Source organism: Mesorhizobium sp. P2_C5_2, from assembly GCF_056404535.1.
In genome coordinates this window covers 461,295-485,037 of record NZ_JBFUDV010000001.1, presented here as the reverse complement: position 1 = coordinate 485,037, position 23,743 = coordinate 461,295, and the positions used below count along the sequence as shown (strand labels likewise).

The following is a 23,743-nucleotide window of genomic DNA, read 5'->3' as shown; positions in this document are numbered from 1 at the left end:
GCCGGCGTTCCGGGCTACAAAAGCCCTGGGCCGCCTAAGCGGCAATTCCGGCGCATGAAGAATGCTGGCAGGCTGGTTCGTGCCCGATATGGGTATTTTCTTCGCTTCCGGCAATCGGCGGCAGCGGGAAAACCTTCAATCAGGCTTTATCTCTCTTGGCCAAGGCGTCGTCGATGATCGCTTTGGCCGCCAGAAACGCGGCCTCTATAGCCATTTCGGAGGTATCAAGCAAGTGCGCGTCGGCGGCCGGCTTCAGCGGCGAGTCGGCACGGCCCATGTCGCGCTCGTCGCGGCGCACGATATCGGCGAGGATTTCGGCGAAATTGGCGGTGCCGCCGATGCTCTCGATCTCGGCCAGCCGGCGCTGCGCCCGTACCTCCGCGCTTGCTGTCACATAGAGTTTGATGTCGGCATCGGGGCACACCACCGTGCCGATGTCGCGCCCGTCGAGCACCGCGCCCGGCGGTGTTTTGGCGAAGTCGCGCTGCTTCTCGACCAGGATGCGCCGTACCGTCGGGTAAACTGCAACCTTCGAGGCCGCCTCGCCGACCGCATGCGCCGACAGCACCGCCCGGTCGAGCTTCGCCAGATCGACCTGGCGGGCGGCGGTTTCGGCCGCCGAGACATTGTCGAGCGGCAGCGCGTGCTGGAGCAGCGCATAGGCGACGGCTCGGTAGGTAAGGCCGGTGTCGAGCAGGTTGAGGCGGTAGTGGTCGGCGAGCCGGCGGGCGAGGGTGCCCTTGCCGGCGCCGGCGGGTCCGTCGATGGCGATGGTGAAGGTCATTGGCAGGCCAACGAAAGGAGCGGGCGCCGCGATCCTTCGCGCCCCCCTCTGTCCTGCCGGACATCTCCCCCACAAGGGGGGAGATTGGCAGTTCTGGCGCTCCGCTCAATTCTGCAACGTTGGCGGCTGGCGAAAGCCGCAGTGACAGCTGATCTCCCCCCGTGTGGGGGAGATGTCCGGCAGGACAGAGGGGGGCGCTGTCCCGCCGACATCTCTGCTTGCTTTGCGCTTGCCATCAACCTTTTACCCAATCTCCGCGCCCAGCCCCGTCATCAATCCCATGAACTCCGGAAAACTCGTCGCGATCATGGCGGCGTCATCAATGGTGACAGGCTTTTCCGTCGCCAGGCCCATCACCAGAAAGCTCATGGCGATACGGTGGTCGAGATGGGTCTGCACGGTCGTGTCCTGGCCATTGGGATGGCCGCCCAGCCCCTTGCCGCCGGGCTTGCCGCGCACGGCGAGGCTTGCCTCGCCCTCCGTGCAGTCGACGCCGTTCAGCTTCAACCCGTTGGCGACCGCCGCCAGCCGGTCGGATTCCTTCACCCGCAATTCTTCCAGCCCCTGCATCAGCGTCTCGCCTTCGGCGAAGCTGGCAGCAACAGCCAGCACCGGATATTCGTCGATCATCGACGGCGCCCGCTCGGGCGGCACGGTGACGCCCTTGAGGTCGGAATAACGCACGCGCAGGTCGGCGACATCCTCGCCGCCGGCATTGCGCGGGTTCAAGATGTCGATCTGGCCGCCCATCTCCTGCAGCGTCAAAAGCAGGCCGGTGCGGGTCGGGTTCATCAGTACGTTCTCGATGACAATGTCGGAACCCGGCACGATCAGCGCCGCCACCAGCGGGAAGCCGGCCGAGGACGGGTCGCCGGGCACGGCGATGATCTGTCCCGTCAGCTTGCCCTGGCCTTCGATGAAGATATGGCGCACGCCGCGCTCGTCGGTCTCGACCGACAGATTGGCTCCAAAGCCTTTGAGCATCTTTTCGGTGTGGTCGCGCGTCATCACCGGTTCGATCACGGTGGTGATGCCCGGCGTGTTCAGCCCGGCGAGCAGCACGGCCGACTTCACCTGCGCAGAGGCCATCGGCACGCGGTAGGTGATGGGTGCGGCGTGTTTCGGTCCATGCAGCGTGATCGGCATGCGGTCGCCGGGTGTCGCCTTCAGCACCTGCACGCCCATCTGGCGCAAAGGTTCGAGCACGCGGCCCATCGGCCGTCCCGACAGCGAAGCGTCGCCGATGAAGGTCGTTTCCATGTCATAGGTGCCGACGAGGCCCATGGTGAGGCGCGAGCCGGTGCCGGCATTGCCGAAATCGAGCGGGCCTTCGGGCTGCAGCAGCGCGCCATTGCCGGTGCCGCGGATCACCCATTCGGCGCCGCGTTTCTCTATATGCGCGCCCATCGCCTTCATGGCAGCAGCCGTGCGCATCACGTCCTCGCCTTCCAGCAGGCCGGTGACGCGGGTTTCGCCGGAGGCCAGGCCGCCGAACATCATGGAACGGTGCGAGATCGACTTGTCGCCCGGCACGCGGGCAGTGCCGGAAAGGGCAGATGATTTGCGGGCGGTGGCCGGCTTGGCAGCGGCGGCGTGAGACATGGAATTTCCCTGGACGGAATGCCGGCGCACCGGCGCTTTTCATTTGTTGCGGCGGTCTCGTATCACGGCGGGCACAAATGGTCATCCCCATGGTTGTCACTTGGCGCGAGGCCTTTCAGTACTTGGTTTTGTGACGCCGGCTTTTCGCTTTGACAGCGCGGTAAACTGTGGTTAAGGGGACCACTCTTTTACTGACGAGGCTTGCCGTGGCAAAAAACGAACTTGGCACAAAGCGTGTCGACCCTGAGACGGGCCGAAAATTCTACGACCTGAACAAGGACCCGATCGTCTCGCCCTATACGGGCAAGACATATCCGCGTTCCTATTTCGAGGAAGGCAAGATTGCCGCCATCGAAGAGGAAGAGGAAGTGGCCGAGAAGGAAGTGGACGCCGAGGAAGAAGAAGGCGTTGAAGTCGTCTCGCTTGAAGAGGCCGACGAAGACGTCAAGGCCGGCGACGACCTTCCCGATCTGGGCGACGACGAGGACGAGGTGGACCTCGGCGACGACGAGGACGATACCTTCCTCGCCGACGAAGAAGAAGAAGACGACGACGTCGCCGATATGATCGGCGTCGGTGACGACGACGACGAGGTCTGATCGGCCGCGGGCCTAGAGCGTTTCACGGAAACCGCGAACCGCTCTATCTTATTGTTTTGACGCAATTCCGGACGGAAAACCGCTCACACTTTTCCTGGAATTGCTCTAGTGCCCGCAGGCTTTCTTGCGCTGTTTCGAAAAAGCGGTTCTTGCAGGCTTGATATTCAGGGAAGGCGGGGTTAGAAGCCGCCTGCACTAAACGGCGCGGTGTTGAAACCCGCGCCGGACCTCTACGCCGGTAACGGCGCCGGCTGACTGCCGGAGTGGGGCCATAGCTCAGTTGGGAGAGCGCTTGAATGGCATTCAAGAGGTCGTCGGTTCGATTCCGATTGGCTCCACCAAACAGTCTCTTTCCGACGCTCGGTTTCGCGGCATTCATGCTTGTCGCCTGCCAGTCGGCGCCTGAACCATCATCCCCGCCGCCAGCGCCCGCACCTCAGCCCATGGCGCCTGCCGCGATCTCTGCCCCGGACGGTGCGGCGGTTCTCGATCCGTCTGTCAGGGTCATGCCCCCAGGCGAGGGCATCCCGGCCAAATATGTCGCATTTTCCGGCATTTGGGGCGGACAGCTGGATGGGATGTATGACGGCAAGCTCGCCGTGCTGACGATTTCGCGCGGCGGCAATGTCACCGCCACCTACGCCTGGGGCGATATCGCCGACAACAAACCGGGCGTGGCCGACGGCGAAGGCAAGATTTTTGGCAACACGTTGAAACTGCGGCGGCTTCCCAATGGCGGGGACGTCAGCGCGGTCATGCAGGCGGACGGAACGCTGGCCGTCACCTATGGGCTTGCCGACCGCACCTATACGGGCACGTTCACCAAGCAATAGCCGAGAGGGCGAATCTCTGGCGGTCAGCCGTGGCTGGGTTGAGGCCTTGGCCTCGATCAGTGCAGGCCGAATTCGCGCAACAATTCCTCACGATAGCGCACGAAGCGGCTTTCGCTGCGCTCGCGCGGGCGTGGCAGGTCGATGTCGATCAGCCTTGCCGCGCCACCTTTCTCCTTGGGCAGGATCAGCACCCGGTCGGCAAGATAGATCGCCTCTTCCAGATCGTGGGTGACCATCACCATGGTGACGTTCTCCTCACTCCAGATGCGCGCCAGTTCCTCCTGCATGCCGATCTTGGTCATGGCGTCCAGCGCTCCCAGCGGCTCGTCGAGCAGAAGAATTTCGGGCTGGACGGTGAGTGCGCGGGCGATGCCGACGCGCTGCGCCATACCGCCGGAAAGCTGGCTCGGAAAGGCATCGGCGAATTCGGCAAGCCCGACCAGCGCAACGTAGAAACGGGCGCGTTCCAGGGCTTGGCTCTTGGGCACGCCGCGCACTTCAAGGCCGAAGGCGACATTGCCGAGCACGCTGAGCCAAGGCAGCAGGCGCGGCTCTTGGAAAATCACGGCGCGCTCGGCGCCGACGCCATGCACCGGCTGGCCGTCGATGGCGACGGCGCCGCTGTCGGCAGCCTCCAGTCCCGCAAGAATGCGCAGCAACGTGGTCTTGCCGGAGCCGCTGGCGCCGACGATGACAAGGCATTCCCCCGAACGGATGTCGAGGTTGAGCGTCCGCAGCACGGCAAGCCGGCGCCCGCCGAGGCTGAAGGATTTGGAGAGGTCGCGGATCGAGACCTCTCCGCCGCGATTGGAACCGGTCATCTCATCTCTCAGCTATATCAGGGCTCAGTTGGTCTTGGTTTCGCCGGGCCGGTACAGAATGTCGGCGGCTTTCAACTTGCCCTTGGCCAGGCGGCCGTCGCGTTCCAGCACGGCGACCCAGAAATCGATGTCACGATCGTTCGCTTGTGCACCTTCGCGCAAGCCGAAGCCGGTCCAGTAGCGGGCGAGATCGCCGTTTTCGCCGCGCTTGTTGAGGATATTAGCCAGCACCTTGCGGGCTTCGTCGGGGTTCTGGCGCGACCAGTCTGAAGCGCGCGCCGACTGTTCGACGAAGTTGCGCGCGGCATCCGGATTGGCGGCAATGAAGTCGCGCCGGAGCACGACGAAGCCGCCGGCGAGTTCGCCGAGCACCTGGGTGTCGTCGAACACGCCGCGCACGCCGCCATTGGCAACCAGCGCGCCGGCAAACGTCGCCTGCCAGTAGCCGAGCCCGGCAATGTCGACCTGGCGCGAGCGCAGGGTCTGTTCCAGCTGCGGGCCGGGCACGACAATGAGGTTGGCGGCGGTCGGCGGCAGGCCGACGCTGTGCAGGGCCTCGCGCACCGTATAGTCGAGATGGGCGCCGAGTGTGTTGACCGAGATGGTCTTGCCGGCGATGTCGGCTATCGATTTGATCGGGCTGTCTTCCAGCACGTAGAAGACGCTCTTCACATCCTTGTTGATGCCGTTGCTCGGATAGGCGGCGACGAAGTCGTTGCCGCCCGAGATCGAGTTGATCACCGCCGCGGTGGCGGCCGAGCCGATGTCGACGCTGCCGGAGGACAGCGCAAATAGCGATTCCGGCCCGCCAGAGGCATAGCCGACGTTCTCCAGTTCGACCCCGAGCCCCTTGTAATAGCCGAGCTCGTCGGCCAGTTCATGCGGCGAGATGCTGCCCCGGCTGGCGAGATAGCGAAATTTTACCGGTGCGGTTTCGGCAAAGGCCAAGCGTGGCAGGCCAGCGGCGATGAGGCCGGCGGCAAGCGGTGCGCCGGCAAGCAGGGAACGGCGGGTGATTTTCATGGTCCGGTCTTTCCTGGGTTTGAGGGAGGCCTGGGTTGAGTTGTGGGCTGCTCAGTTGGTTGGATTGCTCCAGCGGCAGAGCCGCCGCTGCAGGGCGACCAGCGCCTGGTTGGCGATCAGGCCAAGGCCAGCGAGGATGACGATTGCCGCAAACATCAGCGGGATCTGGAAATTGTACTGCGCGTTCATCACCTGGAAGCCGATGCCCTTGTTGGCGCCGATCATCTCGGACGCGATCAGGAGCAGCAGCGCCGTGGTGGCGCTCAGCCGCAAGCCGACGAAGATCGACGGCACGGCGCCCGGCAGCACAACGCGGCGAAACACGGTGAGCCGGCTCGCTCCGTAGACGCGGGCCATTTCGAGCAGCTTGGGATCGACTTCCTTGACGCCGCTGGTGGTGTTGAGCAGCAGCGGAAACAGCGTCGCCCAGAAGATGACGAAAATCTTCGAGGTTTCGCCAAGCCCCAAGAGCAGGATGAACACCGGGTAGAGCGCTAGCGCCGACGTCTGCCGGAACACCTGCAGAATCGGATCGAGCGCGGTTTCGACCGGTCGCACCTGGCCCATGAACAGGCCGAGCGGGATGGCGACTGCGACGGCCGCCGCAAAGGCAATGCCGGCGCGCTGCAGGCTGATGGCGATGTCGCCGAGCAGGCTGCCGCCGGCAAGCCCTTTCCACAGCGCAGCTATGATCATGTCGATCGGCGGCAGCACCGCCGCGTTGACCCATCCGACGCTGCTCGCCACCTGCCAGAGCGCCAGGAAGCCGATAAGCACGCCATAACGCGACAGGAAGCGGAGAGCCGCTCGGCTGCCGAGCTGTAGGAAGTCGGCGCCGAGACCGGTTTCGCCGCGGCGAACCGTGATCTGCCGATCGATGTGCTGCAATGTCATCGTTTTTTACCCTTCGGCTACGAGGATCATTCGGCGGCGAGGACGGTTGAGCGGGCGACGGTCCATGGATTTTCCGGCCGCCTGAGGCCGAGATTCTCGCGCAGTGTGCGGCCTTCGTAAGCCGTGCGGAACAGGCCGCGCCGCTGCAGTTCGGGAATGACTAGGTCGACAAAGTCGTCGAGCGCGCCGGGCAGCCACGGCGGCAGGATGTTGAAGCCGTCGGCCGCCTCGCTGGTGAACCATTCCTCCAGCTGGTCGGCGACCTGCGTGACGCTGCCGACGATGGTGTAGTGGCCACGCGCCGTCGCCACCCATTGATAGAGCTGGCGGATGGTGAAGTTGTGCTCGTCGGCGATCTGCCGGATCAGCGCCTGGCGGCTCTTCATGCCTTCGGTTTCCTTGCTCGGCGGCAGCGGGCCGTCGAGCGGATAGCCCCTGATGTCGAGCGTCTGGCCGGCAAGCCCGTTGAGCAGCGCGACACCGTCCTCGGGCAGGATGAGGTCGTTGAGCTGCTGGTATTTGGCGCGGGCTTCTTCCTCGGTGCGGCCGACGAAGGGCGCAACGCCCGGCATGATCAGCACCTGGTCGGGATTGCGGCCGGCTTCCGCCACGCGCGCCTTGATGTCGCGGTAGAATTCCTGCGCCGTCTCCAGCTTCTGATGGGCGGTGAAGATGACCTCGGCCGAGTGTGCAGCAAGCCCGCGTCCGTCTTCGGACTGTCCGGCTTGTACGACAACCGGATGGCCCTGCACCGGGCGCGGCACGTTGAGCGGGCCCTTGACGCTGAAATGCTCCCCCTTGTGGTCGATGTCGTGCAGCTTGTCCTTGTCGTAGAAGCGCCCCGACTGCTTGTCGCGGATGAAGGCGTCATCCTCCCAGCTGTCCCACAGCGCCTTGACTGTCTCGACATGCTCATGCGCCCTGGCATAGCGTTCGGCATGGTTAGGCTGGACGTCGCGGTTGAAATTGCGCGCGGTTTCGTCGCCCGCCGAAGTCACCACGTTCCAGCCGGCGCGGCCGTTCGACAACAGATCGAGCGAAGCGAATTTGCGCGCCAGCGTATAGGGCTCTTCGTAGGTGGTGGAAGCCGTGGCGATGAAGCCGAGATGTGTGGTCAATGGTGCCAGCGCCGCAAACAACGTCACCGGCTCGAAGCCGGCGATCTTGGCATTGCCGCCTTCGCGGGCGCCGAGGCCAACGGTCAGATTGTCGGCCAGGAAATAGGCGTCGAACAGGCCGCGCTCCGCGGTCAGCGCCAGCTGCTTGTGAAACTCGAAATTGGTGGCGCCGTCGGCCGGCGCATCGGGATGACGCCAGGCGGCGATATGCTGTCCGCCGCCGGGCAGGAAGGCGCCGAGCTTGATCTGCCGCGGCTTGCTTTGAGATTTGCTGGCTCTGGTCATTGCAGGCGTCCTTCTGGTCTGTGCGGGAAGGGATGTTGCGTTGATGATCTTTTCAGGCGGCCAGGCCGACCCGGTACGGCACGCCGGCCACCCGGCATGCCTCCGCGACCGCCTGCCGGGCCCGCGCCAGGACGGCTTCGGACACCAGCACGCCATTGGCGAAATCCTTGTCCGAGGCGTAGATCGCGGTCGGCAAGGTCAGCGCCTCGAAGAAGCCGAACAGCGGCCGCAACTGGTGCTCGACGATCAATGAATGACGCTCGCCGCCGCCGGTTGCCGCAAGGATGACCGGCTTGCCGCGCAGCGATGACGGGTCGAGCAGGTCGAAGAAATGCTTGAACAGCCCGGTATAGCTGCCCTTGAAGGTCGGCGAGCCGACCACCAGGACATCGGCGCCGAGCACCTGGTCGACAATGGCGCGGGCCGTCAGATCGAGATCGGCAAGCTGCCGTGCCGGTGGAAAGGACGGCCCGAGATCCTCGATGTCGAAGACGCTCAAAGCCGCGCCGGCACGGCTCGCTACTTCACCGGCGATGTGGCTGACGAATGCCTTGGTCTTGGACGGACGGGTCAGGTTGCCAGACAACCCCACCACCAGTTTCTTTGACATCCGAGGCTCCTTCTCGAAAACGCTATCCGCATTAAGCCTACCGATTTTGTAGAATTAAATGAGCGAGAAGATTTCAAAACCGGCCGATGAAGCGAATGGAGTTTGCGGCAGAGCGCGTTTGATTGGTTCATTTGCGCCAAAAGAGGCGACGCGGCAGATGTTGGCCTGGGCTCCAAAGAGTGGAGCCACGGCCAGTTCGGAGACGTGCTTGAATGGTGTTCAAGTCGTCGCCAACTCCATGCCGACTGGCTCAGACAACAATCCTGGCGCTTTGCGTGCTGATGGGTATCGTCGCGAAACCGTCAAGGGCTGGCGCCATTGACACTGCGTTGCGTGAGAGTCGATTGAACGCAATCGCACGGGCGACGAAGTAGGGACCTGCAAAGAACAGGATGCGTGCGCATGAAAAAGATCGGCTTTCTTTCCTTCGGCCATTGGTCGCCCTCGTCGCAGTCGCAAACGCGCTCCGCCGCCGATGCGCTTTTGCAGTCGATTGACCTCGCCGTCGCCGCCGAGGAGCTGGGTGCGGACGGCGCGTATTTCCGTGTACATCATTTTGCCCGCCAGCTTGCTTCGCCCTATCCGCTTCTGGCCGCGGTCGGCGCACGCACCAGCCGCATCGAGATCGGCACCGCCGTCATCGATATGCGCTACGAGAATCCGCTGTACATGGCCGAGGATGCCGGTGCTGCCGACCTGATCGCTGGCGGCCGGCTGCAGCTCGGCATCAGCCGTGGCTCACCCGAACAGGTGATCGACGGCTGGCGCTACTTCGGCTACGTGCCGCAGGAAGGCCAGAGCGACGCCGACATGGCGCGCAGCCATGCAGAGGTGTTCCTGAACGTGCTGCGTGGTGAAGGTTTCGCGCAACCCAATCCACGGCCGATGTTTCCCAACCCGCCCGGAATGCTGCGCCTCGAGCCGTTTTCGGCCGGCCTGCGTGACCGCATCTGGTGGGGCGCTGCCACCAACGCCACTGCCGTATGGGCGGCCAAGCTCGGCATGAACCTGCAAAGCTCGACGCTGAAGTTCGACGAGAGCGGGCAGCCGCTGCATATCCAGCAGGCCGAACAGATCCGCGCCTTCCGCGCGGCGTGGAAGGAAGCCGGGCACGCGCGCGAGCCGCGCGTCTCTGTCAGCCGCAGCATCTTCGCGCTGGTCGACGACCGCGACCGCGCCTATTTCGGCGGCAACGACAGCGAGGACCATTTCGGTTACATCGAGCCCGAGAAGCGCGCCGTCTTCGGACGCACCTACGCAGCCGAGCCCGATGTGCTGATCGACCAGCTGAAAGAAGACGAAGCGATCGCCGAGGCCGACACGCTGCTTCTAACCGTCCCCAACCAGCTCGGCGTCGAGTACAACGCCCATGTCATCGAGGCGATCCTGAAGCACGTCGCGCCAGCTCTCGGCTGGCGCTGACAAGATGCGTCATCCGGCGGGCAAGCAGACCTAAGAGAAGAGGCGGCTAAACATCCGCCTTGAAGGTCTGCTTCTGCTGGCCGAGCCCCTCGATGCCGAGCTCCACGACGTCGCCGGCCTTCAAGAACACCGGCGGCTTCATGCCGAGGCCGACGCCGGGCGGGGTGCCGGTGGAGATGATATCGCCGGGGTGCAGCGACATGAACTGGCTGAGATAGGAAACGAGATAGGAAACGCCGTAGACCATGGTCTTGGTGGAGCCGTTCTGCATGGTCTTGCCGTTGACGGTCAGCCACATTTTGAGGTTCTGCGGGTCCTTGACCTCGTCCTTGGTGACCAGCCACGGGCCGGTCGGGCCGAACGTGTCGCAGCTCTTGCCCTTGGTCCACTGGCCCTGACGCTCGGCCTGGAAGGCGCGCTCGGACACGTCGTGAGCGACGGCATAGCCGGCGACATAGTCCAGCGCGCCGGCCTCGCTGACATACTTTGCTGTCTTGCCGATGACCACGGCAAGCTCGACCTCCCAGTCGGTCTTTTCCGAGCCGCGCGGGATCAGCACGTCGTCGTCCGGGCCGACAATGGCCGAGCTAGCCTTCATGAAGATGATCGGCTCAGGCGGCACGGTGGCGCCGGTTTCGGCGGCATGGTCGGAATAGTTCAGGCCGATGCAGATGAATTTTCCCGTGCCGGCGACGCAGGCGCCGAGACGGGGCTTGCCGGAAACGACAGGCAGCGACTTCGGATCGAGCTTCGACAGGGCCTCAAGCGACGCCGGATCGAGCGCCTTGCCGGCAATGTCGGAGACATGACCTGAAAGATCGCGGATCGTTCCATCCGTATCGAGCAGGCCGGGGCGCTCGTTCCCTATCTCGCCATAGCGCAGCAGTTTCATCTTGCTCTCCAAATTGCGGCCCAAGGGCCGTTTTCAAACTCTCTCTGCCAAAGCGACGAGGGGCGGACTCTGGCTATCGGATCCGACCTAGGGCAAGCCGGACTTTAGGACTGTTCGATCCCGGACCTCCGGATCGAGAATATTGCTCAGATCGACCAGCCGCCGTCGATATTGTAGGCCTGCCCCGACGTGTAGGTGGCGCCGGCGAGATAGACGGCAAGGTCGGCGATTTCCTCGGGCGTGCCGAGACGGCCCATCGGCTGGCGGGCGATGAAGGCGGCGCGGGCCGCGTCATAGTCGCCCTGCGCATGCATGCGATCCTGCAGCGACGGGCTTTCGACGGTGCCGGGGCAGATGGCGTTGCAGCGAATGCCCTTGGCGACATAGTCGGCGGCGACCGCCTTGGTAAGACCGATCACCGCAGCCTTGGTGACGCCATAGGCGAAGCGGTTCGGCACGCCCTTGCCGGCGCCGGCAACGGAGGACATGTTGATGATCGAGCCGTCGCCGCGCTCGAGCATGCCGGGCAGCACGGCGCGAATGGTGCGGATCATGGCGCGGACATTGAGGTTGAAGGCGAAATCGAGATCGGCATCCTTCATCTCGATGATCGAGCCGGAATGGACGAAGCCGGCGCAGTTGAACAGCACGTCGACGCGGCCGATTTCGGCGAAGCCCGATGTCACCGCATCGTCATTGAGAACATCGAGCTTGCGGGTCTTGATCCCGGATGTCTTGGCGAGTTCGGCCAGCAGCGCTTCGTTGATGTCGGTGGCGTGGACGACAGCACCTGCCTTGGCGAAGGCCAGCGCGCTCGCTCTGCCGATGCCTTGCGCCGCCGCCGTGACGACAACGACCTTGCCTGCCAGATCCGCCATGCTTTTCTCCTCGCCCTGTTGGCTCAGTCCGATTTACTGACGGTTGACCAAGGCGTCCTGTACCAGACAGGCGCGACTATGCGGCCTGCACAATCCATCAGTCCACGAATAATATATGTTTTTTCTCGTTAAAGAACACATGTCCGAGCGTCAAGCCCGAACGTGATCACCTTCGTGACAGCCGATGTAATGCACATCGCTTGCTCTGATGCAACGACATGTATGACAACAGGACAACGAGTCACGCTGCCTCGGTTCGCTCAAGCACGAAGCGCCTTAGCGACATTCAGTCGCCGTAAGGCACCCAAACGTTCTTGACCTCGACGGCGCGGCGCAGCAGGGCATCGCCGGCGGCTTCATCGGACGCCCAGTCGAGGCTGCGGCCGTTGCCGGTCCAGACGCGCTTGAGATTGCCGATGGAATCCGCCTCCACCTTGGCGCACGTGTCGGCATCAGCGAACACCCAAAGCCCGTCGACATCGTCATGCTTGGCCAGCACACCGGCAAGTTCCGCCGTGCGACCGGTGACGATGTTGATGGCGCCGGCGGGAACGTCGGAATATTCGATCACCTGGTAGAGATCGGTGGCGAGCAGCTGGTATTTTTCCGACGGCACGGCGACCACGGTGTTGCCCATCGCAAGAGCGGGCGCCACCAGCGAGATCAGGCCGAGTAGCGGCGCACCGTCGGGGGCGACGATGCCGACGACGCCGACCGGCTCATGCAGTGCAAGCGTGACGGCGCGGGCCGGTGGCTGATGCACCCTGCCTTCGAACTTATCGGCGAGGCCGGCATAGAGGAAGAGGCGCTCTATGGACTGTTCTACTTCTTCCCGCGCGGCCTTGGCGTTGGCGCCGGTCAGTTCAGTAAGACGGGCGGCGAACTCGCTTGCGCGGCCGGAGAGATTTTCGGCGAGGTAATAGAGCACCTGGGAACGGTTGTAGGCGGTCGCTTCCGGCCAGGCTTTACAGGCGCGGGCCGCCGTCACGGCGTCGCGGATATCCTTGCGGCTGCCAAGGCCGACTTCGCCGGCGAGCTTGCCCTTGGCGGTGGCGACGGCGAGCGAATAATTGCCGTCGGGCCGAACCTGCTTGCCGCCGATGAAAAGCTTTGCCGTGCGGTCGATGGCGCCGCCGTCCGATTGCTCGACCGGTTGCGCCGAAGACGCCGCAGGCTTGATTACCGGGCCAAGCGGCAGTTTGACCGAGAGGTATTCGAACATGCCCTCGCGGCCGCCTTCTCGGCCGAAGCCGCTTTCGCGGTAGCCGCCGAAGCCGCAGGCGGCGTCGAACATGTTGGTGCCGTTGACCCAGACGACACCGGCCTTCAGCTGCGGCGCGACGTGCAGCGCGAGGTTGATGTTTTCGCTCCACACCGAGGCGGCCAGCCCATAGCGGGTGTTGTTGGCGAGCTCGATCGCTTCCTCGGTGTTGCGGAAGGTCATGGTGGCCAGAACCGGGCCGAACACCTCTTCCTGCGCCAATATATTAGCCGGCGAAACTCCGGTGGCGAGCGTCGGCAGATGGTAGTAGCCGGAAGACGGCAACGCTGCGTCCGGCTGCCAGCAGACGGCGCCTTGCTTTGCGCCCTCGGCGACCAGGCCTTTGACCCGGTCGAGCTGTGTTGCGTCGACCAGCGGGCCGATATCGGTGTTCTTGTCGAGCGGGCTGCCGACGCGCAGCCGGCTCATCCTGACCTTGACCTTGGCGATCAGGGCTTCGGCAATGCCTTCCTGCACCAGAAGACGCGATCCGGCGCAGCAGACCTGGCCCTGGTTGAACCAGATGCCGTCGACCAGACCCTCGACCGCGCTGTCGAGATCGGCGTCCTCGAAGACGATGAAGGCCGATTTGCCGCCGAGCTCCAACGATAGTTTTTTTCCTGACCCCGCCGTGGCTTTCCTGATGATCTTGCCGACTTCGGACGAGCCTGTGAAAGCGATCTTCTGGACGCCGGGATGGTTGACGATCGCCACGCCCGCTTCGGGTCCGCCCTGGACGATGTTGACGACGCCCTTGGGCACGCCGGCACGTTCGCAGATCTCGGCGAACAGGATGGCCGTCAGCGGCGTGAACTCGGCCGGCTTCAGCACCACCGTGCAGCCGGCGGCAAGGGCGGGAGCAATCTTCCAGGCCAGCATCAGTAGCGGGAAATTCCACGGGATGATCTGGCCGACGACGCCGACGCCCTTGTGGCCGGGGAAATCCTTGTCCAGCGCCTGCGCCCAGCCGGCATGGTGGATGAAATGGCGGATGGCGAGCGGCACGTCGATGTCGCGGCTTTCGCGGATCGGCTTGCCGTTGTCGATTGTCTCAAGCACCGCGAACAGGCGCTGATGGCGCTGCATGGCCCGGCCGATGGCGTAGAGCACTTTCGCCCGCTGGTAGCCTGAAGATGCCGACCATTTCGGCAGCGCCTTGGTGGCTGCGGCAACCGCGGTGTCGATGTCGGCGGCGCCAGCATCCGATACCTTGGCCAGCAGCTTGCCGGATGACGGCTCGCTGGTATCAAAAGTCTTGCCGCTGGCAGCGGCCTTCCAGCCACCATCGATGAACAACGCCTTGCCGAAGTCGCGCGCGGCGAGCCACGCATCGGCCTCGTTGCGGGCTTCCGGCGCCGGCCCGTACTCCATGGCGTGATAGCGTTCGAGGATGTTCATGACGCGCTCCAGATAATTGTCTCGGAAGGCATTCCTTCACGCCCCCCTCTGTCCTGCCGGACATCTCCCCCACGAGGGGGGAGATTGGCCTTCACGCCATCGCGTGGCGGTGATTGGCCGAATAGTGCCCGGTCAGATGATGCTCAAGCTGGCGCTCGATGTCGGTCAGCAGGCTCGAGGCGCCGAAGCGGAACAGGTCTGGTTCCAGCCATGGCCGTCCGAGCTCTTCCTTCATCAGCACCAGCCAGTCGAGCGAGGCCTTGGCGGTGGAAATGCCGCCGGCCGGCTTGAAGCCGATGAGAAAGCCGGTTTCTTCGAAATAGGCCCTGATGGCGCGCACCATGGCGAGGCCGACGGGCAGCGTGGCGTTGACGCTTTCCTTGCCGGTCGAGGTCTTGATGAAGTCGGCGCCCGCCATCATGGCCACCATCGAGGCCAGCATGACATTGCGCAGCGTCGCGAGGTCGCCGGTGCCGAGGATGACCTTGAGATGCGCATCGCCGCAGGCTTCGCGCATCGAGACGATCTCGTTGTAGAGCTCCTGCCATTTGGCGCCGAAGACCAGACCGCGCGGGATGACGACGTCGATCTCGCCGGCGCCGTCGCGCACCGATGCCTCGATCTCCTGCAGGCGCGTCGACAGCGGCGCAAGGCCATGCGGGAAGGCGGTTGAAACGGCGGCGACATGGATGCCGGTGCCACGCACGGCGTCAACAGCCGTGGCGACGAAGGGATGATAGACGCAGACCGCCGCCGGGCGGATTTTTGCGCCTTCGATGCCAAGGCCCTCGACGATGTCGCGGCGGAACGGGTTGATCGCCTTGGCGCAGAGCCGGCGCACGCGCTCTTCGGTGTCGTTGGAGTTCAGCGTCGTCAGATCCATGCAGGAGACGGCGCGCAGCAGCCAGGCGGCCTGGTTGTCGGCCTTGATCGAGCGCCTTTTGGTCAGGCTGGCGACGCGGCGCTCCAGGGCCGAGCGGTTGACGGAGCGCACCGATTCCATGAAGCCGAGATCGAGCCGCATGCCGGTGTTGCGGGCAATACCATGGGTTTGCGGCACGGGCGTGTTGGCGGCGGCACGCGCCGGTAGCGGCGTGATCTTGGACGCGCCGAGGTCGGCTTCGCGGATTGTGCTGCTCATCTCCTGCCCTTTCGCTCGACGATTTTACGTCGTGGTGCGTGTCGTTGGTCCCGGACCGCATAGCGATTTTGGGCGACACACACCGAAGATAGCCCGTGAATCGATGCTTCACGAGTCCTTCAAGCGGTCATAGCGGAAAAAGGCGGCGAAAGCAGCTGAATTTTGACCGTATGGTCAAAACGTGAATCCGAGAGCGCTGGCGCCGAAACGTCGGCTGATGTCAGCCGACGAAAGCGCGCTCGACGACGAAGCTCGAGGGATGGCTGAGCGAACCCTCATGGAAGCCGAGGCTTTCGGCCAGTTCCTTGACGTCCTTCAGCATGTGCATCGAGCCGCAGATCATGATGCGGTCCGTATCCGGATTGAGCTTCTCGATGCCGAGGTCGGCGTAGAACTTGCCGGAGCCGATCAGCGCGGTGATGCGGCCCATGCGCGCCGATTCCTCGCGGGTCGTCGAGTTATAGAGGGTGACGCGGCCGCCGGTCAGTTCGCCGATCAGCGGGTCGGTCTCGAGCCCCGCCACCAGCTCCTGGCCATAGACCAGTTCGGCATTGTCGCGGCAGGTGTGGGTCAGGATGACCTGCTCGAACTTTTCGTAGGTGTCGGGATCACGCAGCAGGCTGGCGAAAGGCGCGATGCCGGTGCCGGTCGAGATCATGAACAGGCGCTTTGCCGGGGTCAGCGCATCGACAACCAGTGTGCCGGTCGACTTCTGGCGCATGATGACGGTGTCGCCGACCTGGATCTTCTGCAGTTCGGAGGTCAGCGGGCCATCCGGCACCTTGATCGAGAAGAATTCAAGCTCTTCGTCCCAGGCCGGGCTGGCTACCGAATAGGCGCGGTAGACCGGCTTTTCGGCATTGGGCAGGCCGATCATGACGAACTCGCCGGAGCGGAAGCGCAGCGACTGCGGACGGGTGATGCGGAACGAGAACAGGCGGTCGGTGTAGTGCTTCACCGACACGACGGTTTCGGCATAGACATTGGCCGGAATCGGGAACTGCAGCGGACGGGCGCCGGCTGTGTTGAATGCGGATGTGGTGTTCATCAAATCCAACTCTGTCTTGCCCACTCAACTATGCGGGCGCCAAACCATTTCCTGCGCGCCCGGACCGTTCAGGTCCCAGCGTGCCGTTCACACACTCCAAAGCGGTAAGCTCTTGTGTCCGGAATTTATTAGTATACAAACGATATTTGCGTCAAGATACCTCGTTAAAACAGCTTTCCAAACTGCGGCATATTCGTAGTCCTGGCATTTCGGGTTTCGACAATGAAAGAGAATTTTTCGGTGCAACAGCCGGAATCCCTGGGTAACGTCGTTGCCGGCATCGATGTCGGCGGAACTTTCACCGACCTCATTTTGATCGACGGCAAGGACGGCGGTAGGGTGCATATCGCCAAGACGCCGACCACAGTCGACAACCAGGCTTTCGGTGTGGTTTCAGCGCTGGGCTCCACCGGCTTTGCCATAGACGGCATCGACCTCATCGTGCATGGCACGACGACCACCACCAATGCGGTGCTGGAACGCCGGCTGGCGAAAACCGGCATGATCACCACACGCGGTTTTCGCGACGTGATCGAGCTTGGCCGGCGGACGCGGCCGCAGCCCTATGGCATGACCGGTACGTTCGTTCCCATCATCCCGCGCGATCTCCGGCTCGAAGTCTCGGAGCGCGTCGAAGCATCGGGTGCGGTGCGCATTCCGCTCGACGAAGCCGAAATGCGCGATGCCGTGAAGGCGCTGGTCGCGGCCGGTTGCGAATCGCTGGTCATCCACTTCCTGCATTCCTACGCCAACCCGACACATGAGCGGCGCGCCGCCGAGATCGCCGCCGAACTCTGGCCGAACAGCTACATCACCACCGGCCATGCGCTGCTGTCGGAAGCGCGCGAATTCGAGCGCGGGGTGACCGCCGCGGTCAACGCCTCGGTGCAGCCGATCCTCGAGCGCTATGTCGAACGGCTGCGCAAGGAACTGGCAGCGAAGGGCTACGCCCGCGACTTCCTGATCATGAACGGCAATGGCGGCATGATCTCGGCCCGCTTCGTCACCCGCGAATCGGCAAAGACCGTCATGTCCGGTCCGGCCTCCGGGGTCATTGCCGCCGCCTATACGGGCAAGCGTGCCGGCTTCGAAAACCTCGTCACCTACGATATGGGCGGCACCTCGACGGACGTGGCGCTGATCCGCAATGCGGAGCCCGCTGTCTCGAACGAGATCGAGATCGAATATGCGATGCCGATCCACGTGCCGATGGTAGCGGTGCACACGGTCGGCGCCGGCGGCGGCTCGATCGCGCGCGTCGATGCGGCCGGGCTGATCCAGATCGGCCCGGAAAGTGCCGGCGCCAATCCCGGCCCGATCTGCTATGGCCGCGGCGGGCTGGAGCCGACCATCACCGACGCCAATCTGGTGCTGGGACGGTTGGCGCCGAAGAAGCTGCTGGCCGTCGAAAATCCGGTCACCGTCGACCGCGTCACCGGCATTTTCGAGGACAAGATCGGCAAGGCCACTGGTCTGTCCGGCGTCGAGGCTGCGGGCGCAATCCTGCGCCTCGGCAACATGAAAATGGCCGGCGCCATCCGCATGGTCTCGGTGTCGCGTGGCCACGATCCGCGCGATTTCGCGCTGTTCGCCTTTGGCGGTGCCGGGCCGTTGCACGCATCCGCACTGGCGCGTGAGCTCGGCTTGCCCCGCGTGCTGGTGCCGGCACGACCCGGCATCACCAATGCGCTCGGCTGCGTCGTCGCCGATCTGCGCCATGATTTCGTCAACACGATCAACCAGCCGGTGGCTGTGCTCGATGAATCCCAACTCCACTCGGTATTGGAACGGCACCGAAACGAAGGCGAAGAGCTTATCGGCAAGGAAGCTGTAAAGCCGGAGACGATCCGCGTCACCCATTCCGCCGATATGCAGTTCGTCGGCCAGACCCACATCATCAATGTGCCGCTGCCGTCTTCGTCCGTGACACGGCAAGAGCTGCAGGCGCTGTTCGAAAAGGCCTATTTCGCTCGCTTCAAGGTCGAGCTGCCGGAGATCCGCGCCAATCTGGTCAACCTCAACACTTCGGTGACCGGCGTGCGGCCGGCGATCGACCTGTCGCGGCTGATCGACCCGGCCGGGCGCGCCAGGACGCTCCACGAGGCGCTGCGCGAGACAAGGCCGGTCTGGTATGCCGGAAGTTGGCACGATACGCCGGTATATGCGCGTGAAAAGCTGCCGCTCGATGCCGTCATCGAAGGGCCGGCGATTCTCGAACAGATGGACGCCACCACCGTGCTCGAACCCGGCGACCGCGCGCATTCGGACGCCGACGGCAACATCATCATCGACATCGGCGAGGCCTGAGATGCAAAAGCTCGACGCCATCACGCTTTCGGTCCTGCAGGCTGCCCTCCAGCAAGTCTGCGACGAAATGGACCTCACCTTTTCGCGCGCGGCCTTCTCGCCTGTCATCGCCGAGGCCAATGACCGCTCCGACGGCATCTACTCCGCCGTCGACGGATCGCTGGTCGCGCAAGGCAGCCAGGGTCTGCCGGTGTTCGTCGGTGTCATGCAGTATTCGACGAAAACGGTGATCGAGATGATCGCCGACGGCCGCTGCCTGGCGCCGGAGCCCGGCGACATCTACATCGTCAACGATCCCTATCTCGGCGGCACGCATCTGATGGATGTGCGCTTCGCCATGCCGGTCTATCGCGACGGCAAGATATTTTGCTGGCTATCGAACACCGGCCACTGGCCCGACATCGGTGGCTCGGTGCCTGGCGGCTTCTCCGCTTCCGCCACCGCCGTCGAACAGGAAGGCCTGCGGCTGCCGCCGGTCAAGCTGTTCAAGAAGGGTGTGCTCGACACGGAAATCTACGCCATCATCTGCTCCAACATTCGCGTCGCCGATCAGCGCATCGGCGATATCCGGGCGCAGGCCGCTGCACTGCTGATCGGCCAGGACCGGCTCAATGGAATCCTGGATCGTTACGGTGACGAAACTGTCGTCGAGGCGATCGCCGAACTGCGCCGTCGCGCCGCCGAGCAGATGCGCGCCAACATTGCAGCCATCCCCGACGGCACTTATAGCTCGAAGGCCTTTGTCGACTCGGACGGCGTGGTCAACGAGCCGCTGACCATCGCGCTCGCCGTCGAGAAACAGGGCGACACGCTGACCTTCGATTTCACAGGTTCGTCAAAGCCCTGCGCCGGGCCGATGAACAGCGTGCTGGCGACGACCCTCTCCTCGGTCTATCTCGCCATGCGCCATATTTTCCCGGATGTGCCGATTAGCGCCGGCGCTTTCGAGCCGCTGATCGTCAAGCGGCCGGAGGGCACTTTCCTCGATGCAAAGTACCCCCGGCCGGTTTCCGGCTGCGCGGCGGAAGTCTCGCAACGCATTGCCGAGGCGGTGTTCGCGGCGATGGTGCAGGCGCTGCCGGACAAGGTAACGGCGGCGCCCGCCGGCTCCAGCGGCAATTTCGCGCTGGGCGGCAACGACCCGGCGCGCGGCCGCGACTATGTCATGTATCAGATTTCCGGCGGCGGTTATGGCGGCAATTCAGGCCATGACGGGCTGACCAATGGCTGCTCGACCATCGGCATTTCGAAATCGCCGCCGGTCGAGATCATGGAGCAGGCGTTTCCGGTGCTCTACCGCCACTACGCCTTGCGCGAAGGATCGGGCGGCGCCGGCAAACAGCGCGGCGGTTTCGGGCTCGCCTATGAAGTCGAGATCCTGCGCGGCGAAGCCCGCGCGTCCTTCGTCATGGACCATGGTCGCTTCGGTCCGCAGGGCGCGCTCGGCGGCAAGGACGGCGCCCCCAACACAGTGACCGTCTTCCGCGGCGGCGAGGAACATGTGCCGCCGCATTTGTCCAAGGAACAGGACATCGCGCTCAAGGCCGGCGACCGCGTGCGCGTCGGCACGCCGGGCGGCGGCGGCTATGGCGATCCCTCCCAGCGTGATCCAAAACTGGTCGCCGAGGATGTCCGGCTTGGCTATTATACGGCAGAGCAAGCCAGGGACCTGTTCGGAGCCAAATGAGCTCGACGGAGCTGGCGCCGTCGAGAGGCCATCCAATTATCAAGTCTGCAGCTTTGCCTTGAGTGCATCGGCGAATTTCTGCGCGATCTTCTTGAAGCCGGCGGGATCGGGATGGAGCTCGTTGGCCCAGTCGGCCACCTTCAGCGTTCCTTGCGTGTCGACCAGATGGAAATTGTTGCGCGGCTCGTCGGCCAGGCGCTTCACCACATCGCGGAACGCCGCCAGCGTGTCGTGAACGATGACCGTGCCTTTGGCCACCGACCAGTTGCAGAAGTCGAGCGACGGCTTCAGCCACGGACCGACACAGGACGGATGCGCGCCGTTCGGGATCGGGAAGTCGTAGCAATGGCCGAAGATGGGAACGCCGGGCGCGACGCGGTCGCGTAGCGCAAACAGATCGAGATAGCAGGCCTCGACCATACCCAGCGCCTTGGTGAAACGGTCCTTGTTCAGCCCGGCGGCATGGCCGTCATTGAAGTCGAGGAAGATGCAGAACTGGTCGCCGGCAATGTCGTTGCCGCCGGCCGAGAACAGGATGGCGTCGGGCTTGCCGTCCAGCCAGTTCGCCTTGTTGCGCAAGGCTGAAATCATCCGTTGCTGCTTGGGCAGCGACATCTCGTCGGTTGCCGCATCGCCATGATGGGCAAGGTTGAGGATTGTCGGCGGCATCGGGCCAATCCGACGCAGCTGCGCGATCACATCGGTGTCGACGAAGGGAAATCCGTTGCCGGTCAGCGGATAATCGAACCAGGAGTCGCCCTGCGCCAGCATGACCAGCGGGCGGTTGGCGACGGCCGCCTCGAGATTGCCGGCGCTTTCCCTTGCGGTTTCAAGCCGCTCGATGTTGGCCTGGTGAACGCGGATGCGCTTGGCGATGTCCTCATCGATGCGCCGTTGCGCGGCTTCCTGCACGAATTCCTGCTGGTCCATCGAGGTCCTCCCATGACCGCCACAAGGGCTGAACTGCCTGTCTCCAGTCAGCATCTGCCTGCGCACATCAGCAATATGTAATTTAGATCACAGTCAGGCGGCTGCCGCGCCGTGATCGCCGCAGAGCATGTCGTTTCCGTCTCCGCCGCGCATCGCAAAGACCGTAGACTTCTATCTTGTTTTTGCGCAATTCCGGACGGGAAACCGCCAACACTTTCCCTGGAATTGCTTTGGTCAACGGGGAACCAGAACATGCGTCTTTTCAGTCGTTTCGTGCTTGCCGTTTCTACCGCTCTGCTGCTTGCCACCGGTGCTGCCTCTGCCGAGAAACTCAGGATCGGCACCGAGGGCGCCTATCCGCCCTTCAACTATGCCAATTCGGACGGCACGCTGGGCGGTTTCGACATCGACCTCGGCAAGGCGCTGTGCGCCGAGCTGAAGGCCGAGTGCGAGTTCTCCGTGCAGGATTTCGATGGATCCATTCCCGCGCTGCAGGCCGGCAAGTTCGACGCCATCATCAACATCACCATCACGCCGGAACGGGCTGAAAAGGTCGAGTTCACCCACAAATACTACCAGACGCCGCCAGCCATCGCCGTGCCGAAGGATTCGACCGTTGCCGGCACATCGCCCGACGATCTGAAGGGCAAGGTGCTCGGCGTGCAGAGCGCCACCATCCACCAGAATTTCGCCGAGCAGAAATACTCCGGCTCGACCGTGAAGGCCTACCCAACCGGCGACGACGCCCGCACCGACATGGCCAATGGCCGGCTCGACGCAATGATGGACGGCTCGATCATCCTGACCGAGTGGTTGAAGAAGCCCGACGGCGCCTGCTGCAAATTGCTCGGCACGCTGACGGCCGACCCGGCGATTCATGGACCTGGGGTCGGCATCGCTCTGCAGAAGGGCAACAAGGAACTGACCGACAAGTTCAATGCGGCGATCGACGCACTGCGCGCCAACGGCAAGTACAAGGAAATCAACGATAAATATTTCTCGTTCGACGTCTACGGGAGTTAATCCCCTTCGCCGATCCGACCTCGGCAGCGCTACCAAGCGCTGCCGTTTTTCATGAATGACGGAGAACTTTCTTGGTTGAGCGCCGCTCCCCCTTTTACAACAGCATTGTCGGCCTGGGCGCCACAATGGGCCGGGTCGGCGGCGAGTTCGTCTCGGCCAAATACTACTCCGGCATCGCCGACGAGCACCTGAACACGCGCAAGAATGTCGGCGTGCAGGATCTCAGCACCATGGGCAAGATGGACATCAAGGGGCCGGAAGCCGAGGCGCTGGTCAACCATGTCATCGTCAACGATGCCGCCGCCATGAAGCCCGGCCAGGTGCGCTATTCCACCGTCTGCCGCGACGATGGCGGCATCGTGGACGACCTCACCGTGTTCCGGCTGGGATCAGAGCATTTCATGCTGGTGACGGGCTCGGTCAACCGGCTGAAAATGCTGCCCTGGCTGCAGCATCATGCCGAAGCGCGAAAGGCCTACGTCACGGACATCACCGCGGCCGTGGCCTTTCCGACCATACAGGGGCCGCGCTCGCGCGAGCTTCTGAAGGCGCTGGTTTCGGATGCCGATCTCAATGGGTTGAAGCGCTGGGCGTTCACTTCGGGGCGCGTCGGCGAGACCAAGGTGCTGATCTCACGCACCGGGGTGACCGGCGAGCTCGGCTTCGAACTGTTCGTGCCGGCCGACGAGGCTGCCTCTGTCTGGGACGCGCTGATGCGGACCGGCCGCGATTTCGGCCTGAAGCCATACGGCGTGCTGGCGATGTTCACGCTCGGGCTGGAAAAGGCCTATCCGGCGCATGGCATCGACATGGACGAGACCCGCACGCCGTTCCATGTCGGCCTCGATCGCTGGATCAAGTTCGACAAGGGCGATTTCATCGGCCGCGAAGCGCTGCTCAAAATTCGGGACAAAGGACTCGACGAGCGCTGGACCGGGCTGATCCTCGACGGCGACAGGCCGGCCGCGACCGATGCCAGGGTTTTCGCCGATGGCGAGGATGTCGGCATCGTCACCTACAGCGACCACGGCTATTCGCTCGGCAAGGTGCTGGCGACCGCGCATCTGCGGCTGCCGTTCACCGCCATCGGAACGGAGCTGAGCATCGACATTGACCGCAAGCCGACCCGCGCGGTGGTGGCGCCGATGCCGTTCTTCGATCCAGAAGGCGCAAGGCTGCGCGCCTGA

At 63.7% G+C, this 23,743-nt stretch carries 21 protein-coding genes and 1 tRNA gene; 9 read left to right on the top strand and 13 right to left on the bottom strand.

The features are described 5' to 3' along the window. Positions 1 to 139: 139 nt before the first annotated feature. Positions 140 to 790 carry a (d)CMP kinase gene (cmk, locus tag AC1D1B_RS02255; protein ID WP_477330507.1) on the bottom strand — a complete coding sequence of 217 codons (651 nt, stop codon included), beginning with the start codon at positions 788 to 790 and terminating at the stop codon, positions 140 to 142. 237 nt (positions 791 to 1,027) lie between these two features. After that, positions 1,028 to 2,386, bottom strand: coding sequence for a 3-phosphoshikimate 1-carboxyvinyltransferase (aroA, locus tag AC1D1B_RS02250; RefSeq protein WP_477329079.1), 1,359 nt, complete (start codon positions 2,384 to 2,386; stop codon positions 1,028 to 1,030). Between the two features lie 206 nt (positions 2,387 to 2,592). Between aroA and AC1D1B_RS02245 the strand changes: the two genes are divergently transcribed. From AC1D1B_RS02245 to AC1D1B_RS02235, 3 genes are all read left to right on the top strand, one after another. Next, complete coding sequence (locus AC1D1B_RS02245; protein WP_112563694.1) at positions 2,593 to 2,985, top strand: TIGR02300 family protein; 393 nt, start codon at positions 2,593 to 2,595, stop codon at positions 2,983 to 2,985. Positions 2,986 to 3,250: 265 nt separating this feature from the next. Then, positions 3,251 to 3,326: transfer RNA gene (locus AC1D1B_RS02240), tRNA-Ala, on the top strand. Positions 3,327 to 3,428: 102 nt separating this feature from the next. Then, on the top strand, positions 3,429 to 3,818 hold the full coding sequence (locus AC1D1B_RS02235; RefSeq protein ID WP_477259505.1) for a hypothetical protein: 390 nt from the start codon (positions 3,429 to 3,431) through the stop codon (positions 3,816 to 3,818). 56 nt (positions 3,819 to 3,874) lie between these two features. On the opposite strand, the gene AC1D1B_RS02230 is transcribed toward AC1D1B_RS02235, so the two are convergent. The 5 genes from AC1D1B_RS02230 to msuE are packed head-to-tail and all read right to left on the bottom strand — an operon-like array spanning position 3,875 to position 8,569. Continuing rightward, positions 3,875 to 4,639, bottom strand: coding sequence for an ABC transporter ATP-binding protein (locus tag AC1D1B_RS02230; protein WP_477329078.1), 765 nt, complete (start codon positions 4,637 to 4,639; stop codon positions 3,875 to 3,877). A 24-nt stretch (positions 4,640 to 4,663) separates the two neighbouring features. Next, the gene (locus AC1D1B_RS02225; protein ID WP_477329077.1) at positions 4,664 to 5,662 is read right to left on the bottom strand and encodes an ABC transporter substrate-binding protein; all 999 of its coding nucleotides are present in this window, start codon (positions 5,660 to 5,662) and stop codon (positions 4,664 to 4,666) included. Between the two features lie 51 nt (positions 5,663 to 5,713). After that, entirely contained in the window at positions 5,714 to 6,556 is an 843-nt protein-coding gene (locus AC1D1B_RS02220) for an ABC transporter permease (protein ID WP_477329076.1), read from the bottom strand. Between the two features lie 26 nt (positions 6,557 to 6,582). Next, positions 6,583 to 7,959 (bottom strand): LLM class flavin-dependent oxidoreductase, encoded by a 1,377-nt coding sequence (locus AC1D1B_RS02215; RefSeq protein ID WP_477329075.1) that lies wholly within the window; start codon positions 7,957 to 7,959, stop codon positions 6,583 to 6,585. Between the two features lie 52 nt (positions 7,960 to 8,011). Continuing rightward, positions 8,012 to 8,569 (bottom strand): FMN reductase, encoded by a 558-nt coding sequence (msuE, locus tag AC1D1B_RS02210; RefSeq protein WP_477329074.1) that lies wholly within the window; start codon positions 8,567 to 8,569, stop codon positions 8,012 to 8,014. A gap of 58 nt (positions 8,570 to 8,627) precedes the next feature. On the opposite strand from msuE, the gene AC1D1B_RS02205 reads away from it, so the two are divergent. Together AC1D1B_RS02205 and AC1D1B_RS02200 are read left to right on the top strand one after the other, a co-directional pair. After that, entirely contained in the window at positions 8,628 to 8,891 is a 264-nt protein-coding gene (locus AC1D1B_RS02205; RefSeq protein WP_477329073.1) for a hypothetical protein, read from the top strand. A gap of 80 nt (positions 8,892 to 8,971) precedes the next feature. After that, the gene (locus AC1D1B_RS02200; RefSeq protein ID WP_477329072.1) at positions 8,972 to 9,991 is read left to right on the top strand and encodes an LLM class flavin-dependent oxidoreductase; all 1,020 of its coding nucleotides are present in this window, start codon (positions 8,972 to 8,974) and stop codon (positions 9,989 to 9,991) included. Positions 9,992 to 10,037: 46 nt separating this feature from the next. Here the strand turns inward: AC1D1B_RS02200 and AC1D1B_RS02195 are convergent, their stop codons facing one another. The 5 genes from AC1D1B_RS02195 to AC1D1B_RS02175 all read right to left on the bottom strand — a co-directional run bounded on the left by AC1D1B_RS02195 (position 10,038) and on the right by AC1D1B_RS02175 (position 16,609). Beyond that, a complete protein-coding gene (locus AC1D1B_RS02195) occupies positions 10,038 to 10,883 on the bottom strand; it encodes a fumarylacetoacetate hydrolase family protein (RefSeq protein WP_477329071.1) in 846 nt (281 codons plus the stop codon). 146 nt (positions 10,884 to 11,029) lie between these two features. Next, complete coding sequence (locus AC1D1B_RS02190) at positions 11,030 to 11,761, bottom strand: SDR family oxidoreductase (RefSeq protein ID WP_477329070.1); 732 nt, start codon at positions 11,759 to 11,761, stop codon at positions 11,030 to 11,032. 286 nt (positions 11,762 to 12,047) lie between these two features. Beyond that, complete coding sequence (locus AC1D1B_RS02185) at positions 12,048 to 14,420, bottom strand: aldehyde dehydrogenase family protein (protein ID WP_477329069.1); 2,373 nt, start codon at positions 14,418 to 14,420, stop codon at positions 12,048 to 12,050. 91 nt (positions 14,421 to 14,511) lie between these two features. Then, a complete protein-coding gene (gene deoC / locus AC1D1B_RS02180; RefSeq protein WP_477329068.1) occupies positions 14,512 to 15,561 on the bottom strand; it encodes a deoxyribose-phosphate aldolase in 1,050 nt (349 codons plus the stop codon). Positions 15,562 to 15,781: 220 nt separating this feature from the next. Beyond that, complete coding sequence (locus tag AC1D1B_RS02175) at positions 15,782 to 16,609, bottom strand: ferredoxin--NADP reductase (protein WP_477329067.1); 828 nt, start codon at positions 16,607 to 16,609, stop codon at positions 15,782 to 15,784. A 222-nt stretch (positions 16,610 to 16,831) separates the two neighbouring features. On the opposite strand from AC1D1B_RS02175, the gene AC1D1B_RS02170 reads away from it, so the two are divergent. Both AC1D1B_RS02170 and AC1D1B_RS02165 read left to right on the top strand, forming a co-directional pair. After that, on the top strand, positions 16,832 to 18,916 hold the full coding sequence (locus AC1D1B_RS02170; protein ID WP_477329066.1) for a hydantoinase/oxoprolinase family protein: 2,085 nt from the start codon (positions 16,832 to 16,834) through the stop codon (positions 18,914 to 18,916). A gap of 1 nt (position 18,917) precedes the next feature. Then, positions 18,918 to 20,603, top strand: coding sequence for a hydantoinase B/oxoprolinase family protein (locus AC1D1B_RS02165; protein ID WP_477329065.1), 1,686 nt, complete (start codon positions 18,918 to 18,920; stop codon positions 20,601 to 20,603). A gap of 39 nt (positions 20,604 to 20,642) precedes the next feature. On the opposite strand, the gene AC1D1B_RS02160 is transcribed toward AC1D1B_RS02165, so the two are convergent. Next, on the bottom strand, positions 20,643 to 21,533 hold the full coding sequence (locus AC1D1B_RS02160) for an SGNH/GDSL hydrolase family protein (RefSeq protein WP_477329064.1): 891 nt from the start codon (positions 21,531 to 21,533) through the stop codon (positions 20,643 to 20,645). A gap of 252 nt (positions 21,534 to 21,785) precedes the next feature. Between AC1D1B_RS02160 and AC1D1B_RS02155 the strand changes: the two genes are divergently transcribed. Both AC1D1B_RS02155 and AC1D1B_RS02150 read left to right on the top strand, forming a co-directional pair. After that, positions 21,786 to 22,556: an ABC transporter substrate-binding protein gene (locus AC1D1B_RS02155; protein WP_477329063.1), complete on the top strand. Its 771-nt coding sequence runs from the start codon at positions 21,786 to 21,788 to the stop codon at positions 22,554 to 22,556. 71 nt (positions 22,557 to 22,627) lie between these two features. Then, positions 22,628 to 23,743 carry an aminomethyl transferase family protein gene (locus tag AC1D1B_RS02150; RefSeq protein WP_477329062.1) on the top strand — a complete coding sequence of 372 codons (1,116 nt, stop codon included), beginning with the start codon at positions 22,628 to 22,630 and terminating at the stop codon, positions 23,741 to 23,743.

What these genes read in the sequence shown, in the direction of transcription:
- AC1D1B_RS02185 (WP_477329069.1), bottom strand. Translation starts at nt 14,420, where the DNA reads ATGAACATCCTCGAACGCTATCACGCCATGGAGTACGGGCCGGCGCCG.
- deoC (WP_477329068.1), bottom strand. Translation starts at nt 15,561, where the DNA reads ATGAGCAGCACAATCCGCGAAGCCGACCTCGGCGCGTCCAAGATCACG.
- AC1D1B_RS02155 (WP_477329063.1), top strand. Translation starts at nt 21,786, where the DNA reads ATGCGTCTTTTCAGTCGTTTCGTGCTTGCCGTTTCTACCGCTCTGCTG.
- AC1D1B_RS02220 (WP_477329076.1), bottom strand. Translation starts at nt 6,556, where the DNA reads ATGACATTGCAGCACATCGATCGGCAGATCACGGTTCGCCGCGGCGAA.
- AC1D1B_RS02170 (WP_477329066.1), top strand. Translation starts at nt 16,832, where the DNA reads ATGAAAGAGAATTTTTCGGTGCAACAGCCGGAATCCCTGGGTAACGTC.
- msuE (WP_477329074.1), bottom strand. Translation starts at nt 8,569, where the DNA reads ATGTCAAAGAAACTGGTGGTGGGGTTGTCTGGCAACCTGACCCGTCCG.
- AC1D1B_RS02165 (WP_477329065.1), top strand. Translation starts at nt 18,918, where the DNA reads ATGCAAAAGCTCGACGCCATCACGCTTTCGGTCCTGCAGGCTGCCCTC.
- AC1D1B_RS02230 (WP_477329078.1), bottom strand. Translation starts at nt 4,639, where the DNA reads ATGACCGGTTCCAATCGCGGCGGAGAGGTCTCGATCCGCGACCTCTCC.
- aroA (WP_477329079.1), bottom strand. Translation starts at nt 2,386, where the DNA reads ATGTCTCACGCCGCCGCTGCCAAGCCGGCCACCGCCCGCAAATCATCT.
- AC1D1B_RS02160 (WP_477329064.1), bottom strand. Translation starts at nt 21,533, where the DNA reads ATGGACCAGCAGGAATTCGTGCAGGAAGCCGCGCAACGGCGCATCGAT.
- AC1D1B_RS02235 (WP_477259505.1), top strand. Translation starts at nt 3,429, where the DNA reads ATGGCGCCTGCCGCGATCTCTGCCCCGGACGGTGCGGCGGTTCTCGAT.
- AC1D1B_RS02195 (WP_477329071.1), bottom strand. Translation starts at nt 10,883, where the DNA reads ATGAAACTGCTGCGCTATGGCGAGATAGGGAACGAGCGCCCCGGCCTG.
- AC1D1B_RS02225 (WP_477329077.1), bottom strand. Translation starts at nt 5,662, where the DNA reads ATGAAAATCACCCGCCGTTCCCTGCTTGCCGGCGCACCGCTTGCCGCC.
- AC1D1B_RS02205 (WP_477329073.1), top strand. Translation starts at nt 8,628, where the DNA reads ATGAGCGAGAAGATTTCAAAACCGGCCGATGAAGCGAATGGAGTTTGC.
- AC1D1B_RS02175 (WP_477329067.1), bottom strand. Translation starts at nt 16,609, where the DNA reads ATGAACACCACATCCGCATTCAACACAGCCGGCGCCCGTCCGCTGCAG.
- AC1D1B_RS02200 (WP_477329072.1), top strand. Translation starts at nt 8,972, where the DNA reads ATGAAAAAGATCGGCTTTCTTTCCTTCGGCCATTGGTCGCCCTCGTCG.
- AC1D1B_RS02215 (WP_477329075.1), bottom strand. Translation starts at nt 7,959, where the DNA reads ATGACCAGAGCCAGCAAATCTCAAAGCAAGCCGCGGCAGATCAAGCTC.
- AC1D1B_RS02190 (WP_477329070.1), bottom strand. Translation starts at nt 11,761, where the DNA reads ATGGCGGATCTGGCAGGCAAGGTCGTTGTCGTCACGGCGGCGGCGCAA.